The organism is Bacteroidota bacterium (genome assembly GCA_016713925.1).
Lineage (GTDB): Bacteria > Bacteroidota > Bacteroidia > AKYH767-A > OLB10 > JAJTFW01.
In genome coordinates, this window is record JADJOH010000007.1 from 768,653 (window position 1) to 791,795 (window position 23,143).

At 42.0% G+C, this 23,143-nt stretch carries 13 protein-coding genes and 1 pseudogene; 6 read left to right on the forward strand and 8 right to left on the reverse strand.

Features of this window, described 5'->3' with window-relative positions:
- Positions 1–504: 504 nt before the first annotated feature.
- From IPJ86_11375 to IPJ86_11410, 8 genes are all read right to left on the reverse strand, one after another.
- On the reverse strand, positions 505–1,848 hold the full coding sequence (locus IPJ86_11375; GenBank protein MBK7887862.1) for a tail fiber domain-containing protein: 1,344 nt from the start codon (positions 1,846–1,848) through the stop codon (positions 505–507).
- Positions 1,849–2,202: 354 nt separating this feature from the next.
- Complete coding sequence (locus tag IPJ86_11380) at positions 2,203–3,159, reverse strand: aldo/keto reductase (GenBank protein MBK7887863.1); 957 nt, start codon at positions 3,157–3,159, stop codon at positions 2,203–2,205.
- A 48-nt stretch (positions 3,160–3,207) separates the two neighbouring features.
- A complete protein-coding gene (locus tag IPJ86_11385; protein ID MBK7887864.1) occupies positions 3,208–4,725 on the reverse strand; it encodes a pyruvate kinase in 1,518 nt (505 codons plus the stop codon).
- Positions 4,726–4,941: 216 nt separating this feature from the next.
- Positions 4,942–5,817: a hypothetical protein gene (locus IPJ86_11390; protein ID MBK7887865.1), complete on the reverse strand. Its 876-nt coding sequence runs from the start codon at positions 5,815–5,817 to the stop codon at positions 4,942–4,944.
- A gap of 51 nt (positions 5,818–5,868) precedes the next feature.
- Entirely contained in the window at positions 5,869–8,550 is a 2,682-nt protein-coding gene (locus IPJ86_11395) for a T9SS type A sorting domain-containing protein (protein ID MBK7887866.1), read from the reverse strand.
- Positions 8,551–8,950: 400 nt separating this feature from the next.
- Positions 8,951–12,271, reverse strand: a complete 3,321-nt coding sequence (locus tag IPJ86_11400; GenBank protein MBK7887867.1) for a T9SS type A sorting domain-containing protein — start codon at positions 12,269–12,271, stop codon at positions 8,951–8,953.
- An 85-nt stretch (positions 12,272–12,356) separates the two neighbouring features.
- On the reverse strand, positions 12,357–13,532 hold the full coding sequence (locus tag IPJ86_11405) for a hypothetical protein (protein MBK7887868.1): 1,176 nt from the start codon (positions 13,530–13,532) through the stop codon (positions 12,357–12,359).
- A gap of 296 nt (positions 13,533–13,828) precedes the next feature.
- The gene (locus IPJ86_11410; GenBank protein ID MBK7887869.1) at positions 13,829–14,989 is read right to left on the reverse strand and encodes a homogentisate 1,2-dioxygenase; all 1,161 of its coding nucleotides are present in this window, start codon (positions 14,987–14,989) and stop codon (positions 13,829–13,831) included.
- A 106-nt stretch (positions 14,990–15,095) separates the two neighbouring features.
- Here IPJ86_11410 and IPJ86_11415 point away from each other — a divergent pair.
- The 6 genes and pseudogenes from IPJ86_11415 (at position 15,096) to IPJ86_11440 (ending at position 23,070) form a co-directional block, all read left to right on the forward strand.
- Positions 15,096–16,120: pseudogene (locus IPJ86_11415) on the forward strand (fumarylacetoacetate hydrolase family protein).
- Between the two features lie 563 nt (positions 16,121–16,683).
- A complete protein-coding gene (locus tag IPJ86_11420) occupies positions 16,684–17,892 on the forward strand; it encodes a bifunctional 3,4-dihydroxy-2-butanone-4-phosphate synthase/GTP cyclohydrolase II (GenBank protein ID MBK7887870.1) in 1,209 nt (402 codons plus the stop codon).
- Between the two features lie 243 nt (positions 17,893–18,135).
- A complete protein-coding gene (glmM, locus tag IPJ86_11425) occupies positions 18,136–19,542 on the forward strand; it encodes a phosphoglucosamine mutase (protein ID MBK7887871.1) in 1,407 nt (468 codons plus the stop codon).
- Positions 19,543–19,559: 17 nt separating this feature from the next.
- Positions 19,560–20,696, forward strand: coding sequence for a cysteine desulfurase (locus IPJ86_11430; protein ID MBK7887872.1), 1,137 nt, complete (start codon positions 19,560–19,562; stop codon positions 20,694–20,696).
- A 90-nt stretch (positions 20,697–20,786) separates the two neighbouring features.
- Complete coding sequence (locus IPJ86_11435; GenBank protein ID MBK7887873.1) at positions 20,787–21,848, forward strand: choice-of-anchor B family protein; 1,062 nt, start codon at positions 20,787–20,789, stop codon at positions 21,846–21,848.
- 13 nt (positions 21,849–21,861) lie between these two features.
- Positions 21,862–23,070 carry a carboxypeptidase regulatory-like domain-containing protein gene (locus tag IPJ86_11440; GenBank protein ID MBK7887874.1) on the forward strand — a complete coding sequence of 403 codons (1,209 nt, stop codon included), beginning with the start codon at positions 21,862–21,864 and terminating at the stop codon, positions 23,068–23,070.
- Positions 23,071–23,143: the final 73 nt, after the last annotated feature.

Here is a 23,143-nt window from a genome sequence, read left to right on the forward strand (position 1 = left end):
TTTTTTTCATTATTACATAAGGATTAGTTCCATAGACTTATGGTTAATGAATTTATAATTGTTGTTGAAACCGCTCTACGGGATTATAAAGATAGAAGAGGGGTAGCAACAAACCAAATGGCTTTCGCATGTAGTATTTCTTGGTTTCATTCATATTTAGAATATGATATCCTGAAAATTAATTAAAAAATGGCAAGTAAGGTATTGATATTTAATTAACTGCAAAGTTTATGAGTAAAAATGGATGTAGTAAATTAAATGGCGAATAGTACAATTGGATCAGGACTTATAGAATTTTCACATACTAAATCGGCATAGCCTATCTACCCAATTCTTTAGGCAGCTTCCTTCTCCCGGTGATCATCACCCGAACACACTCTAAGCGTGTTCGGGTTGACAATTTAAAAAAGTGCAATCCTGATTACAATAAATTCAAATACGTCTAGCAGGTTTATTTTAAAGCTACTTTAGCAAGTACATGGAAAAAATGGCTGGAGTCTGTTCTTACTTTGTAATCACCATCAATTTGGTGTCTACAGTTTCATTTTCAATTTCAAGAGTATAAGTATAGGTTCCTGAACTTAATTCATGGGCATTTAAGGTAACCTGCCCGCTTCCGTTGTTAGGTATGACAATTGATCTGATAAGATTGCCATTGAGATCCCTAATACTAATCAAACCTTTGTTGTGCTTTTCTGATAAAGTGTACCGGATAATAGTAGTTTGATTGAAGGGATTGGGTTGGTTTTGAAATAATTTTGTACCTGCTTCAGCTAAAGTGGAAGAACTGCTTTTGGCAGATGAAATGTCACATATAGATTGTACACACTCTTTCAATTCATTTACCTGCTTTTGCAAATCAACAATGGCCCGGTCTTTTGCTTCAATTTGTTTTTGTTGTTCCTGCATAGCTTCAGTAAGTACAGGGATGAAGCCAAGATAATTTACGGCTTTAAATTCTATTGGTTGTTCTTTTTTTGCAGGATTGAGTTTTACTAATTCAGGAAATAGACTTTCAATGTTTTGTGCTAAAAAACCATACTGTTTTTCTGCCGGCAAATTCATTTTATCAAGTCCTGATTTAAAATTATAGGTTTTTACATCCAGCTGCATTACCTTTTCTAAAGCGTTCTGTAAGGGCTGAATGTTTTCTTTTAATTGCTCATCCGAAGGCAGGTAACTACCGGTACAATACACATTACCCGAAAAATAGGCCGCATATCCTAATGTGGTGGCATACGAATAGAGTCCCCATGTGCCTGCTGTTGTCCCTGCGGCTATTATATTAAGTACAGTTCCTCCATTATAAGGACTTAGTATGTATCCGGCAGAATAATCCGTAGAGGTAACATCTAAATCATAGGCCGGAGTTGTGGTGCCAATGCCAATTCTGTTGGCAACTGTTAAATTAGAGTAGGGTAAAGTTACAGGGCCATAAAAGTTAGCCGAACCACCTGAAGTACAAACATCAAGATCTCCACCCCAGTATTGGAGATACAATTTACTGGCAACACCATTATTTCGTGCCTGCACCTCATTGTTATCCATAGCCAGGTTGTAATTGTTAGAGGGACCGATCTGGAAAGAGCCGGCGGTTGAAAGTCCGCCTAAACTAATACTTTCAACATTCAATCGCGCAGCAGGTGATGTGGTGCCGATACCTACATTCCCTGCAGAGGAAATGAAAAGTCTGGTTACGTTTTTAGTTTTGATGTGGAGCGATTTTTTGTCAGTCGTTCCCAGAAAATTGGTTCCCGGTGAAGTGCCTGCATTGCCTGTTAATGACCATTGGCTCTGTGCCTGAGTGAAGATGGCACAGAAAATTGAAAGGAGGAGAGTTTTTTTCATTTTTTAGAATATTTTAACTGTTTTAATAAATGGGTGAAAGCACTATTTTATTTATTCAAGATCCAATGAAGATAAATTGACTGAATAAGCCGAAAGAAAATTTCCGCTGAATTAAGTCGCCATTTTAGTAGTTTTCAAAGCCAATATGAAAAGAACAATTTGATATTTTAATATGCTATAAATATAATATTAAAATGCATATATCCGACATTTTTTAAAAATAGTTTCAGGGTATGCAACAAACCAACTTTTATGGTTCAGGTAATAGTATAGAATTTAACAATTAAAGACATGGAATTCATAACGCCTGGTCTTTCCATTGTTTGGGTTTTATGTTCAGAAAATTAAAGAATTTTAATATCGTGCTCCCATTGTTACGGTTGGCATTGACTTGTGAATAATATCAAGATCAGCAATGGTTAATTCCACTTGATATGCGCCCAAATTCTCTTCGAGACGATGTACTTTTATGGTTCCCGGAATGGTTACAATTTCATCGTTTTGACTCAATACCCATGCGAGGGCTACTTGCGCTTTTGTGACTCCTTTGCTCTGTGCAATTTGATCTATAACTTCCACAAATTTTAAATTCTCCTTTATCGCCTCATCTGTAAAGCGTGGATTACTTAGACGAAAATCCCCTTGTTCTAAATCTTCCCTGCTTTTTATGGCACCTGTTAAAAAACCTCTTCCCAAAGGACTATATGCCACAAATGTGATCCCAAGTTCCTTACAAGTAGCAAATATTTCATTCTCAGGTTCCCGACTCCATAAGGAATATTCAGTTTGAAGGGCAGTTATGGGATGAACCGCGTGGGCTCTGCGTAGAGTATCTGCATTAACTTCTGAAAGACCTAAATGCTTAACTTTTCCTTGTTTGACCAGTTCACTCATTGCACCCACAATTTCTTCGATTTCTACTTTGGGATCCTGCCTATGCATATAGTATAAATCAATGGACTCCACACCTAAATTTTGTAGACTCTTGTCGCATGCTTGTCTAATGTATTCAGGCTTACCATTCAGTCCAAGAAATTCACCATTTGGCCCTCTCATCACAGCAAATTTTGTCGCTAATGTCACCTGATCCCATTTGCCTTTAAAGGCTTTCCCTAATAGTCGTTCATTGGCTCCCCAACCATACATGTCAGCAGTGTCGAAAAAATTAACGCCTATCTCGATGGCTTTATGCAAAGTGGCGATAGATTCTTTTTCATTGAAAGATCCATAAAACTCTGACATGCCCATGCAACCTAGCCCAATTCTATTTACTTTTAATTTACTGTGTCCAAGTAGTGTTGATTGTTTCATTTCATTTGTTTATTAATGGAGTAAGATTTCTGCTAAAACGCAAAGTTACTATACTTTAACAGCGGAGTCGAAGAAATTGTCAACTTGCACCATATTTTTAGCGAATGAAGATTGATTAAAAAAATGAGCAGCAATATTCAAAGGACGCATGCTATACCGTTTTTTATGACGATGACTACCGCTTTTGTGAAGAATCCTCTTTAAAAGCTTGATGGTATCAACAATGTAATCCCCTTTATTGAGCATTACACATTCAGCTTTAGCAGCATGGGCAGCATCGGTAACTTCACTTCGGGTGGCAATTCCTGATTTGCTGTAGGTTTCCAGAACTTGTGTAGCCCAAATTACAGGAGCATGCGCAGCTTCGCAAATCCATAATATTTCATCTTGAATTTCACTCAATCGTTCAAACCCGATTTCAACGGCCAGGTCGCCTCTCGCAATCATTACTCCGTATGAAGCATCTTTCATGGCTTCAAGCAACAATGATGGTAGATTGATGACCGCATCGGGTGTTTCTATTTTTAAAATTAATTTTGGCTTCTTTTTGTATTTCTTAAATATTGTTTTGATTAATTTAAGATCATTTGTGTTTCGCAAAAAACTGCATCCAACAAGATCAGCATGTTTGGCAATAAAGGGAATGGATTTTAGATCAGCTTTGGTAAGTGCTGGAAGGTTGATTTGGGTGTCGGGGAGATTTAACCCTTTTTCCGTTTTTATAAAGGGCTTTTTAGAGGAAATTTTAGTGATTTTTAAATAATGTCTTCCATTTTTCTTTATTACTATCCCTTCAAACTTTCCATCATCGATAATAATTCTTTCCCCTTCTTTTAAGCAGGTAAAAACACCAAGCTCATAACAGGCTATTGCATTTTGAGTGTGTTTTACTTCTTCTCCCGGTTCAACCAATAAAATTTCCATCCCTAGTTTTACCTTTAGTTTACCTTCTCCTTTCCCCTTTCCCGGTAAATCAACACGCATTTTAGGACCCGCAATATCCATATATATTTTGCAGGCACTTCCGCTTTTTTCTGCAGCATTCTGTACGGCATCAATCAACGCCAGCCAGTTTTCTTCATCGCCATGTGCACAATTGATGCGGGCTACATTCATACCTGCTTCAATCAATTTCCTTATCAAAGAAATATTGTTTTCAAAGGAAACATCAAGAGTCACCATGATGTGTGGAATGGAAGGGTCTTTTTTGAACCCAAAAAGATCTGTAGTATATCTATTTAAAGCATTTTGAGCACTATAATAATCAAAATGAGATATATCCTTTGCTTTCAATGTGGCACCTAACCTTTGTCTGATCGATTGCACTTGTTTTAAAATATGACTTTCTGAACTGGCTAAACTTGACAATCCGGCCTGATGCAAATTGTCTTGCAATGGACGGATATCCTCATTCCTTAAAGCAAGATATTGGATAAGATTTATCCCACTCTTTTGTTGTGACGTATGTAATGAGGAAATAAGTTTTTTACGATTTGAACTCGCTTGGGTTATTTTCTTTTCGAGTCCCTGCAATTCGTGTTGTAATAATTTTAAACTTTCCATGATATGTAATATAATGGCCAAACTTAATTTAATCTATAAGTTTAAAAGCAGATAAATATCATAAGGAGATAGATTTAACAATTAGTTTACTTTACGTTGGTTATTAGCAGGCCCCATTTTTTCAAAGCAGAAGTTTTTGGGCTGACGATATTATAAATTCTCTCAATAAATTTACATATGCAGCTACAACCTTTTCAAAAACCCATTTTGAAGGAGAAATTACTCCTTAAGTTTCATGACCTCACTCAAAAGCGGAGGTAAAGTTTGTGCGCCAATATCATCTGTATAATGACTCAATACGCAGGCAATATGTCTTCCCCTTACCTCAGCGGTTACATAGTAGATGATTAAAATATTGCTGCCGCCCATAATCAGTTGAGGCAACTTGATTTTTAGTTTACGCTTTATTGCTTTAACAGGTGTTTCTTCAAAAATAATATCAATTTCACGATCCTCCAATACATCACCCAATTTCATTTCGGAATTTAGAAACTTTTGTCCGTCAATCATTTGTTGGGCTCTTTCAGGACTACTAAACTCCGACCAATTAATCTGACCCATGTCCGGACATTGTAAATTTCTGACTCCGCGCCAATGACATGCGGGTCCCAGGTCAATGGAACGACCGGCAAATTGTATCGTGTCTACTAGTGAAGGCGCGTAGATTTCTGCCGGTAGAAGGTTGAATGCAATTGCCCGGTATAACTCTTTTTCAATACTCATTACTCTTTCACAAAGTGTGGAAAAACCGATGACCGTTATTTTCTCATTTACTGACTGATAAATATAATAAATGGCATGAGTTTTTATTTCACCTTTTATATGATCATACGTAAGAATTTTTGCGCCCGGAAAATCAGAATCTTCCGACACTTGCGTTTCTTTAGGAATTGAAAATTTCTTCTTTATTTTATTTATTCCTTTTTCGTCAAAATTATACTCGTAATCCTGTAGAAATATTCCATAACCTTCCGTGTCATAGAAGGTAGTTTTTTCTTGTTTTATCGCTTGTATGTATTGAAATGCCTGTGTCTGCCCATGCGCCCAAAGCACTGTATTTGTAAGAATGATCAAAACTATTTTGATGAATTTCATAGGGAGAAATATAGATTGGCTAATGTTTATTATTTTCCGGATAGTTGATTTTTATTTCACAATGAATTTCTTCACTTCTAAAATATTTTTCCCTCTGATTTTTGCAAAGTACATTCCGGATTCAAGAGGGAGCTGAAATTCTTCATTAGTCTTATAAAGTGATCGACGGTAGACAGTTTTACCATTAACATTGTAAATTTCCACATCAGCTTGTTCTGTAAGGCTGTTGCTGATCGTAAAAATTCCGTGGTTGATACTGGGGTGAAGTTGAAAAGTGGGAAGACTTGCCTTGTATTCATCAATCGCCGTAAAAACATCCAAATCAGTAGCCCATATGCCTCTGCCAAAGGTGCTGATGTAGATTTTATTCATCGACGGATTGAACTCAATATCACTCACAATGACATTGGGTAATCCCATGCTTTGATTGACCCATGTGGTACTGCCGTTCCGTAGAACATATACGCCAAGATCAGTTCCGATCATAAGGTCGTTGGTGTTGGGTATTTGCTTGATGCAATTAACGGGTATGTTAGGTAAATTGAAGCTGATATTAGTCCAGTTGTTACCGTTATTGATAGTCTTGAATATTTTATTGCCGGCACTGAATCCGGCCATGCTGATGTAGGCGATGCTGGAACTATTCGGATGGATTTCAATCGAGGTATAATACAAGGAATCCGGTAATCCCGCTGTGACATCGTTCCAGCTTGCACCTCCATCGGAAGTTACAAATACCGCTCCCGGATTGGCGTATTCGTAACGGACACGCCTGCACGCATATAAAACATCCGGATTACTTTGACTCACAGCAATTGCTGAGAGTTCGTTGCCATAAAAATTTGGTGGTGGAGGGAAGGAGGAAATGGAAGTCCAGCTATCTCCACCATCTATGCTCCTTACTACATTCTGAAATCCGATGTAATAGGTTTGAGAATTGGAATAATCTGCAATTAAGGGTGTGGTCCATTCCGCATTTTCACCCTGAATATTGGATGATATTCCAAAAGAACTAAAGCCTCCGTCAACACTCTTGGAGAAAGATCCATATTGGGAGCTGCCGATAAAAGTTCCGGGTTGCGCAGTGTCCAGGCAATTGTCCATACCGTCTCCACCAATGGTCGTGTACCAGTCTATACCATCGAAGTAAAAAGTGGCGTTATCCTGCGCTCCGGCCAGTAGTTCACCGGTAGTACTCTTTGAGCTCGAAAGCCGGTAAAAGGAAGTAACGTTCATTCCGTCGCTGACATTGGTCCAGACGGTGGGCCAGGGAGTACCATTGTTGACATCGTTCCAGGAGATTGGAATAATATTTCCCGTACGGTACAATCCTCCATCGCAGGCCAGATAATATTGTCCGGTTAAAGGTTGCCATTGGATGTCGTGTACATCGGCGTGAATCGATGGACCATAGTTGGTGGTCCAATGTCCCGCAGGATCGAAACTAGTCGCCCCATCTTCCGAAGCCCATAAGTTGACTCCTCCTACATAGATTTTGTTGGGATTGGTAGGGTGTACTAAAAATCCTAAATCATAATTTCCTTGTCCGCCTGTGGAAGATCCCTCATCATATCCCAGAAGATTCAATGCGTCGAATTGTAAATTCCAGGTTGTCCCGGCATTGTTCGTACGGTAGATGGCATGGAGTCCGCTGATGGTATCTACAGCGAGGGCATATATACGAGAAGTGTTAGAGCGGGATTGTGCGAGTTTGATACGTTGTACCGTACCGCGGGGTGGGATACCGGTAGTTAATAACGCCCATGTGGTACCGAAATCAGTCGACTTGTAGATTCCTGCTGATCCGGTGTTGGCGTTTCTGACCCATCCGGTCGCGGCATAAAGTGTGGTGGGAGTAACCGGGTCTTGAATCATATCCCAAAAGAGAGAGTCCATTACCTGAGTCCAGGTCGTTCCCGCATTTCCGGATTTGTACATGCCGCCCACACCACAAGCCACTACCGCGTTGGGATTCGCCGGATCAATGACAATTTTCCTTATCAATGAAGCATCCCCGTCTGTCAACTGAAAGGAGAGTCCGGTCGGAGTCCAGGTAAGACCTCCATCCAAAGTTTTGTAGACGCCGATACCATAATGTGTATGGCGCTTTCTGCCATTCAAAAACAAGCCAATGCCGATGTATTCAAAATCACAGACAGAAATATACATTTCATCCGGATTATTCGGGTTGATGGCTATGTCGGAGATGCGGGTGATAGGAAGATTGTCAGTGAGTGGTGTATAGCTATTGCCATTGTTGGTCGTTTTCCAGAGACCTCCTTGCGCTACTCCTACAAAATAGGTATTGGCATCGGTAGGGTGGAAGGTGATACAATTGATTCTTCCGATTCCATTCTCCATGTATCCGGTTAAATTATCAGGAACGATATTGGGTCCGACCGGAAACCATGCGCCTGTGTTGAACCGTGCGTTTTGAGACTGCATCTTTTCACCGGCATGTTCAATTAATGTTCTAACATAATCCGCTGTCCCTTCTAACTCTCCCTGCGCATTGGTATGTAATTGCATTTCGGCTTCAAAGCGTTTGAAGTACTTCCAATATTTTTTTTCAGAAAGATTCTGTCCTTGCTTCCATTCATTAAAGTCCCGTTGCATTTGCCGGAAGGAAACATGTTCTCCGGTTTGTGGAATGAGAAAGGCCTGCGCGTTCAGAGTTAATTCGTTAACAAGTATAAGCGTAATTGCAATAATAAGAATTTGTAATTTTTTCATTGATTTGGAGTGTGTAAACAAAAGTAAGAATTGGTATTGATAAATACTTGAGCTTCCGGCTTCCGGCCTTGGGCTACCGGCTACCGGCTTCCGGCCTGGGGATTCCGGCTTCAGACTTCGTATTTTTCAAAAGGGTTAATGAGTTAATAATTGTTCGGAATATTCTCTCAACTTTCATCTGGAGCATCCATCAGTCCAAGAGCCATATTCATCAGCCAACAGTCACCTGCATCAGACTGAGCTGGAAGCTGGTAGTAAAATGCTATCAGTTATCTATTTTATTTTAGTTGGAAGTCAGTAGCTGGTAGTTGGTAGCCGATAGCCGGAAGCAGGTAGCCGGTAGCCAAAAACACAAAAGCCGGGGATTGCCCGGCTTTTGTGGTAATAGGTGAATTAAATATTAATGCGAAACGATCATGCGTTTGGTAATCTGCTGACCTTCGTAAGTGAGCGTGTAAGTATAGAGTCCGGGGGCAAGGGTAGCGGTGTTATACTGCACTGTATGTTTACCGGCAGCCATGTTCTCATCTGTTAATACTTCGATAACCTGACCAATCATATCGTGCAATACGATGCGTACCTGACCTTGTGTTGGAATCATGTATTCAAACGTAGTATTTTGATCACTTGGGTTAGGATAGTTTTGGCTGATACCGAAATCGTTTACGGCGAACTCGTCTACACCAATTACTGAACATGGACCAAGATCTTCGAAGCATACGTCATCGATAGACCAACCTTCATCGTTAGCGCTATAATCGGAAGCAAATCTCCAGCGAATAATCAACTGCGTATTGGCATCAGGACGGAATGTTTTCTCCGCATAAATCCAGTCATTGCGTATACCGGTGTACCCTTTCAATGCAGGATTTGTTGGATCCAACTCTGACACATACGTATAGTTAGGACTTGCACCATATAATAATGTATTTGGTGTGCCGGTCATATCTAAGCGGTTCCAGCTTTGACCGTAGTCGATAGAGTAATCAAGCGCACCGCCATCAGATCCATATTCCATACGGAACTCATGATGGAAGCTGATTTTATAGCAATGTCCTGTTTCCACACGGAACAGAGAAGAGAATAATCCGGAAGAATCTTTGTCAGCATAGTTGTTGGACAATTGCGTAGACCATGCTTTTACTCCGGTACGTGCACCACTTAAATTAGGTTTAGAGGGAGTGCCAAATTCCCATTCACTTTCATTTCTGTAGGTGATAGAATTAGCAGTTACCCACTGATTACCGCTTTCAAAACTGGTGCAATAAGGCAATTGATTTGTGGTAACCGAGTCAAATACCAGCACAGTCACACAAGCCGTATCATCAAACAGGTTCAAATCTGTAGCTCCATTCGGACTATCTGTATACACACACACCTCGTGGAAGCCTGGAACTGCGATCCATGTATTCAGGAAGTTATGCGTGCTGGTACTGTCAGGAAGTAAGCCGTTCGGTGTATAAGAAACCGGATCACTGGAGATGATGGTTCCGTCAATATTCAAGGTTACGTTATGATTAAACACCGTATTGATACCGTTGTTATTGATCGGAGCAGCAAACGTAATAGGCTGGCCGGGGAAGATCAACTGATTCGGTACAGAAGTGTTTACAGAGATAGTAGCAACAGATAATGGAATCGGAACGAATATTTCGAAGTTATCTACAGACACTCCATCGGAATTGGTGAATGCAACGGAAGTAAATACAAATCGGAACTGAACCAGAGTGACATTACCACCTACAGCGGAATATACATCTTTAAAGATAGACTGTACCCATAAACCACTGTTATCATCCCAGCTATCGTTGTTATTGTACCAGTTGGTTACCTGCTGTGTTGTAGGTTGCAACAATACCCATGGACCATTGTTGACACTGTATTCGATATACATCTTATCACCAAAAGCATTCATTACACGGTTCTGATAGAAACGTAATACGGCTGCTTGTGCGTTGGTGAAGTCAAAGAATGGAGTAGTTACATAAGTGAAGGCATTTCCGGTAACACCACTGTTCAGGTTAACGTCCCAACAAGTAGGAGGGGTGTAAGCACCGGAAGTACCACCGAAGTTAGGCGTTCCAAATTCCCAGATAGTTCCGGGATCGCCACCTGGATTAATAGAAGGTGCCCAACCGATATTACCCGCATCGAAATTGTCAAAATAATTGGTGCTATAAGTTGGAACCAGGATAGGTTGTCCGATTACATCTGAGCATGTAGTATCGTTGGATGGCTCAACATCTGTAGATAAGCTGGTCCATGCACATATTGTATTTATCCCTTGCAGGAAGCTAAAGTTTGGCAATACAACTGTAGTAACACCGCAAGGAGGCAATGATCCTGTCCAGGTGATGGTTTGAGGATTAGCTCCATTTACAGTATAAGTAATTGGAGTACTCGTGATTGTAGTTGCACCGAAGTTTTCCAGAGTAACTACCACCGGAGTACTAGCTCCAACAGGAGCACCTCCCGTAGGTTGATTGATCACTGTAATACCCACATCATCACCCTGAGCAGCATATATACAGAAGTCATCAAGGGTGAATCCATCTGTAATTACGGAACCGTCAGAGGTAAATACAAATCTGAATTGTACCGGTACAGGACTATTAAATATACCTGTTGTACAACAGAGTTTATAAGTAGATTTTATCCAACCGTTTGAATTCCCTGTCCAGGCATTTACCTGACTGGAGTTCAATTGATCATCATTGTACCAATTTGTACCACATGGATCAGGTGCTGCATTACTACCGGTTCCTACAATTGTCCAGGTCACACCATTGTCATTTGAAAAATCCAGGCGAGTACCATCCCATGCATTCTCACAGTTGTAATTGAGGAAGAACTCTATTCTTCCGGCAGATATACCTGCGAAGTCAAAGTAAGGAGTGTACAATTCACAATTTGCTGTATTGGTATACGCTGAGTTCAGGTTAACATCCCATGCATTCGCACCGGAATTAGCACTGCTTGTTAATCCGAAAGCAGGTGTTCCAAGCTCCCAGATCGATCCGGCATTTCCTCCGGCGGCAATCTGATTCGACCAGCCAATATTTCCTGATTCGAAATCATCACAATAAGAAGGTGACGGAACCAGCGTTGGAATACCTACGAAACTGGCACATATAGTATCGTTAAATCCAAGACAGTCCCCTGTGAGTTCCGTCCAGATACAGATGGTGTAGGTGTTTGGTAATACAGGAGTGTTAGGAATTGTAAACTGTGTAACAGATCCTGCTGTAATCACTCCGGTAAATGGAACCGGAGTTTGCGGTGTATTATTTATTGACCAACCTATATTGAAGTTGCTCTGATCCAATTGACCGAAGTTTTCAATATTTACGGTGATGTTGGTAGTTCCTCCTGCAGGTTGTCCGCTGCCGGGAAGTGGTGAAACAATACTAGTAACCCCTAAGTCATCATTACATGGAACAGTAATACAGAAATCATCCAAATGGAAACCGGCATCCTGAACAGAAGCATCAGAAGTAAATATGAATTTAAATTGAACAGCCACTGCACCGGGAATACCAACTGCTGTACCTAATTTATACCTGGATTCTAACCATCCTGAGACAGCGAAAGGTCCTTCCCAGCCCGGTAATCCACTTGAAATTAAAGAATTACTGGAATACCAGTTGACACCATTAGGGTCATTCTGAACTCCTAAAACGGTCCAGGTTACTCCGCCATCAATGGTGTATTCAATGCGCACTCCATCCCAACTTGATTCACATAAACGGTTTTGCCAGAAACTTAAATTGGCAACTGAGTAGTAGAGAAGTCAAATACAGGAGATATTAATGCGGAGTTACAGCTTGGTGAATAAGCAGGTTACCTGCAACCTCTCCAACACCCCAAACATTGGGTGGAGAATGTGGTGTAGTCAAAGTCGGACCTGATGGAGGACCCCATACCCAAGGCGAACCTACACTATTAGGATCAGGTGTCCACAATTGATTCTGAACATCGAAATTATCACAGAAAGGGAAGGAAATACCATCTACTGGATAAAAACAAATTTCTCCTATCGCAGGATAACGAACTGTATTGTTACAACCTGATCCATCCGTAGCTTCAATCCACCAGCAAATAGTATCTCCGGCTACAGCAGCAGGAATGGTACCCGCAAAAGTCGAATCACTCAGATTAATCATTAATGTGTTTTGTGCAGGGCCGCCGTTCACAGTATAATATAAATCGGCAAAACCGGGTCCTACAAATGGATGGACGATACCGCTTGGGTCATAAATAAAGGCGAATAAATCAAATGGTCCTGTGTTGAAAACTGTACCCTGCCAAACCGGATTACCGGGAACAGGAACAGAAACTGTTGGGTCAACCAATTCACAGGGAGCTGCAGTAACACAAATATCATCCAATAACCAACCATAGCGTCCGGCCAAACCGCCTACCACGTCAGTCAACACGAAACGTAACTGAACTGTAGGTTGATTTCCTACCGCTAAGGAAATGTCAAAAGATTCCGGTTTCCACCAGGCATTTGTTGGTGCCGTTGTTGTTCCCGGAGCCCAATCGAGGTAAGATCCTTCTGTGAACGAATTGTTGTTAGCTACAAATACTCCGGGATTGAGTGTGGTATATGTGACATTACCCGTTCCAAAAGTCGCATCGAACTTAGTCCAGGTAGTTCCATCAAAAGAGTACTCAATCGTGGCAGCATCCGTAAATTCAATCTTACAGATCTGCTTGAAATCCAGCAGTACAAAGTTTTGACCGACAGTGCTGAACACAGGCGAAGTGTAAGTCACCGGACCACCACCTGCCTGATATTGCCCTCTCCAGGAATTGGGATTGCTGACCGAATAGTTGTTGTCAACACTGAAACCTGGAACGCCTGATGATGTACCTGTTACAGTACCACCATCGAAGTTTTCACACCAAACCTGGGTAGCCTGAGAATAGGCGCCTGCATAGGTCAACAGTGCGAAAAAAGTTAGTATTAATCTTTTCATAGGGAATTGTTTTTATATTTAATAACGCGTGTTTTTATAGGTATAGTGTTCAAAAATAGAAATTATACCAATGAGATTGGTAGATAACCTCTCTTTTTTTATTGAATTATTAACAGAAATTACTTTTCCTGTGCATTAGCAAGGACTCCTTTTTGTTCCGAATGGTTGCATTGTCGCTATAAATGGTGTGAAATTTTACAAAAGTTGTTCTGCATCAGGAATATGGATGTCAATTCATACAGATTCTTGTTGCTTTCTTCACCCTTTATGAGTAAAGTTGAAAGGTCCAAGGAAGGTTATTCTTCTATCCATGATTTATAATAGTTATCGCTCATGATTTTAAGTCCTTCTTCCGTGAGCCATAATGGTTTAAAGGTGTCAATCATGACCGCGAGTTCCCTCGTTTCTTTCTTGCCGATGCTCTTCTCTACCGTACCGGGATGTGGTCCATGTGGAATACCGGCAGGATGAAGGGTGATCATTCCCTTGGTTACACTTTTCCGGCTCATAAAATCTCCGTCTACATAATAGAGTACCTCGTCGGAATCTACATTACTATGGTTGTATGGTGCGGGAATGGCATCAGGATGATAGTCGTATAAGCGGGGAACAAAGGAACAAATGACATAATTTTCTGCCTCAAAGGTCTGATGAACGGGAGGCGGCTGATGTACCCTTCCGGTAATAGGTTCGAAATCGTGAATGCTCAACGCCCAGGGATAATGGTTGCCGTCCCAGCCAATAGCATCAAAAGGATGAGTGGCATAAACATAAGGATAAACGATGCCTTGCTTCTTGATCATCACCCGAAATTCTCCCTGCTCATCATGCGTTTCTAAATCCACCGGCTTGCGGATATCCCGCTCACAAAAAGGGGAATGCTCTTCTAATTGACCGTAAGCATTCCGGTACCGGCGAGGTGTTTCAATGGGGGAGAAGGACTCTACAATGAGCAAGCGATTGTTGCTGTCGTTGAAGTGGAGCTGGAAGATGGTGCCTCTGGGAATAACCAGATAGTCTCCATAACCAAAGCTGATGTTTCCATAAATGGTTTTAAGGACTCCGCTTCCTTCATGAACAAAGATCATTTCATCGGCATCTGCATTTTTCAGGAAATATTCAGTGATGGATTTCCGGGGAGCAGCCAGGGCAATATGTAAATCATTGTTAACAAGTACTGCCTTCTTGCTCTCTATATAATCATCTTCCGGCTGGACATGGAATCCCTCAAAACTCTGATGCCTTAGGAAACGCTGAAAAGCAATTTTGGGTTCCCGGCTAAAAGGCTCACCTACCGCTTTGACCAAAGTAGGCGCATGCGCATGGTATATCAATGAATAAACATTCGAAAAACCATGCGTGGAAACGAGTTCCTCTGCATAAAGGCTTCCATCAGGTTTTCTGAACTGGGTATGTCGCTTATGCGGGAATTTTCCAAGAGAGTGATACTGAGGCATATGGTATTTAGGTTTATGGAGAACTGTTCAGTTAAAACAGTGATTTTTATCTTAACCGTCAGGCAAAGTTAACCATTGGTTACTTTTGCAGCTAAATAAATCAATTATGAAACTGGTATCTTATTTAAAAGACGGTAAATCGCGTCTTGGTCTATATGTGAATGAAAAGATTTTTGATGTTTTTTCCGCAGGTAAAGCTTTGAATATGAATGTAGCGGGAACAATGAAAGAGTTGCTGGATGGAGAAGAGAAGGCGATGGACAGGGTGCGGAATGTGGAACGTGCCATCATCGAGGGAAAGGTGTCTGAGAAGAGCTTTTTATGGTCAGAGGTAGTCATTCAGGCTCCTGTGACACAGCCCACTTCCTGCAGAGATGGATATGCCTTCCGTCAGCACGTGGCAGCAGCACGCCGCAACCGTAAAGTGGACATGATCCCGGAGTTTGATGAGTATCCTATCTTTTATTTTACAAACCATAATGCAATCCAGGGTCCCGGGGAGATATGGTGTATGCCCGATCATTTTAAACAATTGGATTTTGAACTCGAAGCAGCTATAGTTATCGGTAAGAAAGGTAGAAATGTGAGAGCGGCGGAGGCAGATAAGTATGTGGCCGGTTATATGATCATGAATGATATGAGTGCACGGCTCTTACAGATGGAAGAGATGAAATTGAATCTCGGTCCTGCAAAAGGAAAAGATTTCTCGACTGTAATTGGTCCCTACCTCGTGACTCCTGATGAACTGGAAAGCTTGAAGGTACCGGCGAAGGAAGGTCATGTAGGAAATCAGTATAACCTCACCATGAAGTGTTTTGTGAATGGTATTCAGGTAAGTGAAGGGAATATGGCGCAGATGGACTGGACATTTGCCGAAATCATTGAGCGTTGTGCTTATGGTGTGGATATCCTCCCGGGAGATGTGATTGGCTCGGGCACAGTTGGCACCGGTTGTTTTCTGGAACTCAACGGTACCGGTAAATTGAATGATCCGGAGTATAAAGCGCAGTGGCTGCAAGCGGGGATGTTGTAGAAATGACGATAGATGGCCTGGGTTGCCTCTCCAATACGATTCGAAAAACAGATACCGATTTTTCAATTCTGAATCTGAAGAAAGCAGCATTGATCTGAGTTTGATTTACTTTTCAAATAGGCAGAATTAAAATTTCTATTAACGCAAAAAAGCCACTCTTTCAGAGTAGCTTTTTGTTAGCAGTTGGTATTTCGTCGGAGCACTTCTCGTCTCCGGATGTCAGCCTGGGGCAGCCTTACGGGGCTGCCCCATCTACTGACAATCAACCTAAAAACACCAAAACCATTTTTTCTGCCTTACGGGGCAAATGGGTATGCCTTACGGGGCATTATTTCTAAGTGGGTTTGATAGTAGGGCCAGTCGCGGATAGCCTTACGGGGGCTACCCGCTTCTGACATCAACCTAAAACCAAACAAAACCATTAATTCTTTTTAAGAACGAAACACAATAACCTTCTGTGCTGTTATGAAATTTAAACGGGGAGAGGTAGTTAAGGTTCGCGATTTCTTCAAAAATCTTACAGGGAATATTACATTTCTTCTATCTGTTTGATTCAGAGGTTTGAGATCGTTATTGGCAGGCGCTCATTTCTACTCATGAAGGAAAGAAATGGAGAGCGAGCGGTTGGAATCCGTACCTTTGCAACTCGAAATCATAGAAGATGGAAATTCGTTTGAATAGTATTGAGGAAGCGATAACAGCAATTAAAGAGGGCAAGATTATTATCGTGGTGGATGATGCCGACAGGGAGAATGAGGGTGATTTTTTAATCGCCTCGCAATTTGTGACTCCGGAGGTGGTGAATTTTATGGCCACCTACGGTCGCGGATTGATCTGCGTGGGTCTTACCGAAGAACGTTGTGAGGAATTGCAATTGCCAATGATGGTGAATAAGAATACCGCTTCGCATGAAACGGCTTTTACAGTGTCAGTGGATCTTTTAGGTCATGGCTGCACAACCGGCATTTCGGCATCCGATCGATCTAAAACCATTCAGGCTCTTATTAATGGGGATACAAAACCGGATGATTTAGCCCGCCCCGGGCATATTTTTCCATTGAGAGCGAAGTCAGGTGGTGTGTTGCGCCGCGCGGGACATACGGAAGCTGCTGTAGATATTGCAAGCATTGCCGGTCTCCAACCTTCTGCTACCATCGTGGAAATTATGAATGAAGATGGTTCTATGGCCAGACTTCCGGAACTGTTGATTCTTGCCGAGAAGTATGGAATGAAAATAGTCTCTATTGAAGATTTGATCAAATACAGATTAGAGAAAGAGTCGCTGATTGAAAGAATGGTGAGTGTGCATATGCCCACCACTTTTGGTGATTTTGATTTGATCGCCTATCGGCATATTGAAACCGGTCAGGAACATCTTGCTTTGCGGAAAGGGGAGTGGACGAAGGATGAACCTATCTTGGTCAGAGTGCATTCTTCCTGTATTACCGGCGATATTTTTGGCTCTTGCCGCTGCGACTGCGGACCTCAGTTGCATAAAGCGATGGAGATGATAGAGAAGGAAGGGAAAGGAGTTATTTTATATATGAATCAAGAGGGAAGAGGTATCGGCTTGTTGAATAAATTGAGAGCCTATAATTTACAGGAACAGGGTTTTGATACCGTAGAAGCGAATTTGAAACTGGGCTTTAAGATGGATGAACGGGATTATGGAGTAGGCGCGCAGATATTGAGAGATCTCGGCATCACCAAGATGAAACTCCTTACAAATAATCCAACGAAACGTGCCGGATTGATTGGCTATGGTTTGGAAATTGTGGATCGTATTCCCATCGAAATTACTCCCAATCCGCACAATCAACGTTATCTGGAGACCAAGAGAGATAAAATGGGTCATACTATAAAAGCGTAGTTGAACCGGGCTACAGTAAAATTTTATTCATGTTGACCGGCGCATAGATTTTAGGATAAGTTATAAGAAAGGGTCCTTTGATTTTGCCGGTGAAAACAGGTGATTTGCAGCAACATTTTCCGTTGGATCAGTGGGTTGAGTTGTATCGTTGGATGTTCATTTCCCCTGTTGATTTCGCTGTTATATTTCAGGTAATGAACGTATATTTGCATACTGTTGAATGATCAGCAGTCCCGTTATATTATGACATTAATTAAATCAATTTCCGGTATCAGAGGTACCATCGGAGGGAAGCCCGGCGACGGATTGACTCCTTTTGATATTGTAAAGTTTACTTCCGCTTATGGCCTTTGGTTGCTGGAAAGGAATAATAATGCTGCCTGTAAAGTAGTCATTGGTCGAGACGCACGTATTTCGGGAGCGATGGTTTCCGGTTTGGTTTCCTCTACCCTCTGCGGACTGGGTATAGATGTGATCGATACCGGTTTATCAACGACTCCAACAGTAGAGATGGCCGTACCTTTTCATTCTGCTCAGGGTGGAATCATACTAACGGCTAGCCATAACCCTAAACAATGGAATGCATTGAAGTTGTTAAATGAGAAGGGTGAATTTATCTCCGCTGCTGATGGTGAAGCATTGCTTCAAATCGCGGAACAGGAGTCGTTTCGTTATGCAGAAGTGAATCACCTTGGAAAAGTTACCACCGATCAGCAATCTATTGCTCGTCATATTGAAGCCATCCTGGCCTTGCCGATGGTAGATAGAAAGGCCATCGCGGCGAAGAAATTTAAAGTAGCCATCGATTGTGTGAATTCAACCGGAGGTATTGCCGTTCCTGCTTTGTTACGGGCATTGGGTGTAGAAGAGATCGTTGAATTGTATTGCATGCCAGATGGAAACTTCCCGCATAACCCTGAACCCTTGCCCGAAAACCTGACAGAGATTTCCAAGGAAGTGGTGAAGAAAAAAGCCCATCTCGGTCTCGTGGTAGATCCGGATGTTGATCGCCTTGCTATCGTTTGTGAAGATGGGGAAATGTTCGGGGAAGAATATACATTGGTGGCTGTGGCAGATTATGTCCTGCAGCAAAAGAAAGGAAATACCGTGTCGAATCTTTCTTCTACAAGAGCATTGCGCGATATCACAGAGAAAAATGGCGGAACTTACGCGGCTGCTGCAGTGGGTGAAGTGAATGTAGTGGAGATGATGAAAAAGACGAATGCCGTGATCGGCGGTGAAGGGAATGGCGGTGTGATTTTGCCGGACCTGCATTATGGCCGTGATGCCCTCGCAGGAATTGCATTATTCCTCTCTCATCTTGCTAAATCTGGAAAAAGCTGTTCGATGCTTCGCTCTTCTTATCCTGATTATTTTATTTCAAAAAATAAAATTGAATTAACCCCCGAGACAGATGTGACGGAAATCCTTGAGCGTATCCGGGAAAAATACAGCAAGCATCCCGTCAACACCATCGATGGGGTAAAAATTGAATTCGATAAGGAATGGGTGCATTTGCGTCGTTCCAATACCGAACCCATCATCAGAATTTATAGTGAAAGTCAATCGCTGACAACAGCAAATAACCTGGCAGGGAAGATCATTGCGGATATCAAGGATATTCTCTCTTCCATGTTAACTAAAGCCTGAAACCCTTCCTCCAAATAATGAAAGTATATCTTGATAATGCCGCGACCACACCCATGGATCCGGAAGTAGTAGCAGCAATGATTCCCATGTTGCAAAATCAGTATGGCAATCCCTCTTCCATTCATGCTGTCGGTCGTGAAGTAAGGGCTGCTATCGAAGCGGCGAGAAAAAAAGTGGCCACGCTACTGAATACATCTCCTTCCGAGATATTTTTTACTTCCGGTGGTACCGAAGCGGATAACATGGCCATTCGATGTTGTATTCATGATCTCGGGATTAAACACGCTATCACCTCTCCGCTCGAGCACCATGCCGTATTACATACATTGGAGGACTTAGCCGGACGTGGAGAAATTAAATTGAGTTTAGTCGGGATCGACAAGCAAGGTCATATTGATTTAGTGCATTTGGAGAAATTGCTTTCAGAGAATGATCGTTCCTTTGTTTCGCTGATGCATGCCAATAATGAGATTGGCACATTGATTTCGATAGAGAAAGTTGGGGAGATTTGTCATAAATACCATGCCTTGTTTCATTCGGATACCGTTCAAACGATGGGACACTTCCCTCACGATCTTTCTAAATTACCTGTTGATTTTATTACCGGTGCTGCTCATAAATTCCATGGTCCGAAAGGTGTTGGTTTTCTCTACATCAATCGCAATGTGAAAATCAAACCCTTTATTACCGGTGGAGCACAGGAACGAAATATGCGGGGTGGCACTGAAAATGTCTACGGTATCGTTGGACTGGCGAAGGCACTTGAACTCTCGTACGCGCATATGGAGAATGATTTAAAGAGTGTTACCGCATTGAAGAAGTATATGATGGAGAAGCTCTCGGAGGAAATTCCCGGAGTTTTGTTTAATGGAGATACCTCCCCTGAAAATAGCCTGTATACAGTCTTGAATGTCTCTTTTCCTCCCAATGAAAATGCAGAGATGTTGTTGTTCAATCTGGACATAGCCGGAATTGCCTGTTCTGCAGGAAGTGCGTGTTCATCGGGTAGTGAAATAGGTTCCCATGTATTGCGTGCACTTTCTTATGATGGTGCCCGACCTGCTGTTCGTTTTTCTTTCAGCCGTTACAATACCGTGGAGGAAATAGATTATTGTGTGGAGAAACTAAAGGAGTTTTTCCTCGTAAAAGCATAATCCGGAGCGCTGGTTGCACAATTTTTTCAGGACTTTTCATTGTCGGCTTCGTTTGTTTTTTATAACTTAGTAAAATATATGGAAGTGATTATGGATAAGGTAAGAGCCGGTTTACTAATTGTCAGCTTATTGCTATGTTCCTTCTTTAATGGGTGGGCGCAGTCTCCTATGAATATTCAGTTCAGATCTCAGTTGCCCTATGGTTCTACCGTTGATCTTTCCAATATCTGGGGATATGTAGATTCACTCGGTAATGAATATGCATTGGTAGGAACTCAGACAGGTTTATCGATTGTTGATGTGACCAATCCTGTTGCCCCGGTTCTTAAATTTCAGGTGCCGGGTACCAATTCCTTTTGGAGAGAAGTGCAAACCTGGGGTAAATATGCGTATGTGACGACAGAAGGTTGTTGCAATGGCTTGCAGATTGTTGATCTTTCAAATTTGCCTGCTTCCATAAATTCAAAATTCTGGACAGGTACCGGAGCAGTTGCAGGGCAGGTGGGAAGAATTCACTCCTTGCATGTTCGGGATGGTTATGTCTATCTCAATGGATCACAACTCTTCGGTGGTGCTGCTTTAATCGTTTCCCTGGCTGATCCATGGAATCCGGTGTACGTGAGCAATACTGCCATGAGTTTCGCCGGTAACTTTCGTTATGTGCACGATTGTTATGTGAAAAATGATACCCTATGGGGTGCCCATATTTATGGTGGATTCTTTTCTGCAATAAATATTTCCAACAAATCGAATCCCGTACTAATCGCTACGCAAAATACCCCCAATAATTTTACCCATAATGCATGGATGGCCGACAATGGTTCAAGTGTTTTATATACGACGGATGAGGTGAGCAATTCATATCTGGCTTCCTATGATGTTTCCAATACCGGAAATGTTCAACTCTTGGATCGTTTGCAGGGGATGCCGGGAAGCGGATCAATTATTCACAATACGTATATACGTAACAGTTATGCGATCAACTCCTACTATAAAGATGGCATCACGATTGTCGACGTATCCCGTCCCGAAAATATGATTACGGTTGGACGATATGATACCTATACACAAGGCGCCGGCAATGGATTCAATGGGGCCTGGGGAGTCTATCCTTACCTGCCATCAGGAAATATCATCGTTTCCAGATATTGATAACGGACTTTTTGTGCTCACACCAACCTATCAAAGGGCTTGCTATCTGGAAGGTATTGTCAGAGACTCCTGCTCGAATATGGTATTGTCGAATGTATCTGTAGTGATCACCGGTGGAACACATCATGCGGAATTATCAAAGTTAACCGGGACATATAAAACCGGTACGGCGAATAGTGGATCGTATACGGTAACCTTCAGCAAGACGGGTTATACCACTAAAGTATTTAACGGTGTAAGTTTGCAATCCGGCGTACTTACAAGTTTAGATGTCTCCTTGAGGCCTGTGAATGCCGTGACCTATGCGGGAGCTGTTGTAACTCCTGTGAATTGCAATGGATCGAACAGTGGGGCTATAGATTTATCCATAGGAAGTGGAACTGCTCCTATTACGTATGCCTGGTCGAACGGAGGAACCACTCAGGATTTGAATACTATTTCGGCGGGTAATTTTACAGTAACAGTCTCTGATGGGTTGGGATGCAGTATATCTCAATCATTTACGGTAATTGAACCACCGGCAGTGAGTGCTGTTGCAACGGTGGAAGCTGTTTCCTGTAGTTTAGCCCAGGATGGGGCGTTATCGGTGCAGGTAAATGGAGGAGTGGCTCCGTATACCTATCAATGGAATGCCAGCCCGGCTGCTGTGCAATCTCCCGGAGCACAATCTACACTTCGAACTTCAGGAAGTAGCGCAGGTAATACCATTTCAGGGAATTTATTATTGACCGGCGACAGTACCGGAATAGATGGTATTCCGGCCGGAAATTATCAGTTAGTAATTACAGATAATAACGGTTGCGTCACTACGAATAATTATGTATTAGTGGATCCACCCAATCCCTGCAGCATTAGTATTTCTCTTCGGTTGTTTATTGAAGGGTTTTATGAGGGCAATCAAACGATGACTCCGGTCGCCAATGCTTCCGCGGGAATTACGGATACCGTTCCCCTCGAACTGCATGAAACCGTTGCACCCTATGGCGTCGTACAATCTGTTCAAACTGCTATTGATTCTTCCGGTTGGGGAACATTCGTTTTCCCGGCTTCCTTATGGCAACAGTCATTTTATCTCGTCATAAAACATAGAAACAGCCTCGAGACCTGGAGCAAAACACCTTTTCATCTGCCCACCGGCGTGCAGCAATTTAATCTGACGGACTCCTTTGTTCCCGTCATCGGAAATCCTTTTTTACCACGGGAATCTATCTTCAAAGATTAGAATTCGTCTATTAAAATTTCTCACCACTAAGTCACTTAGCACACTTAGGTCACTAAGAAAAGAAAAAATTCTC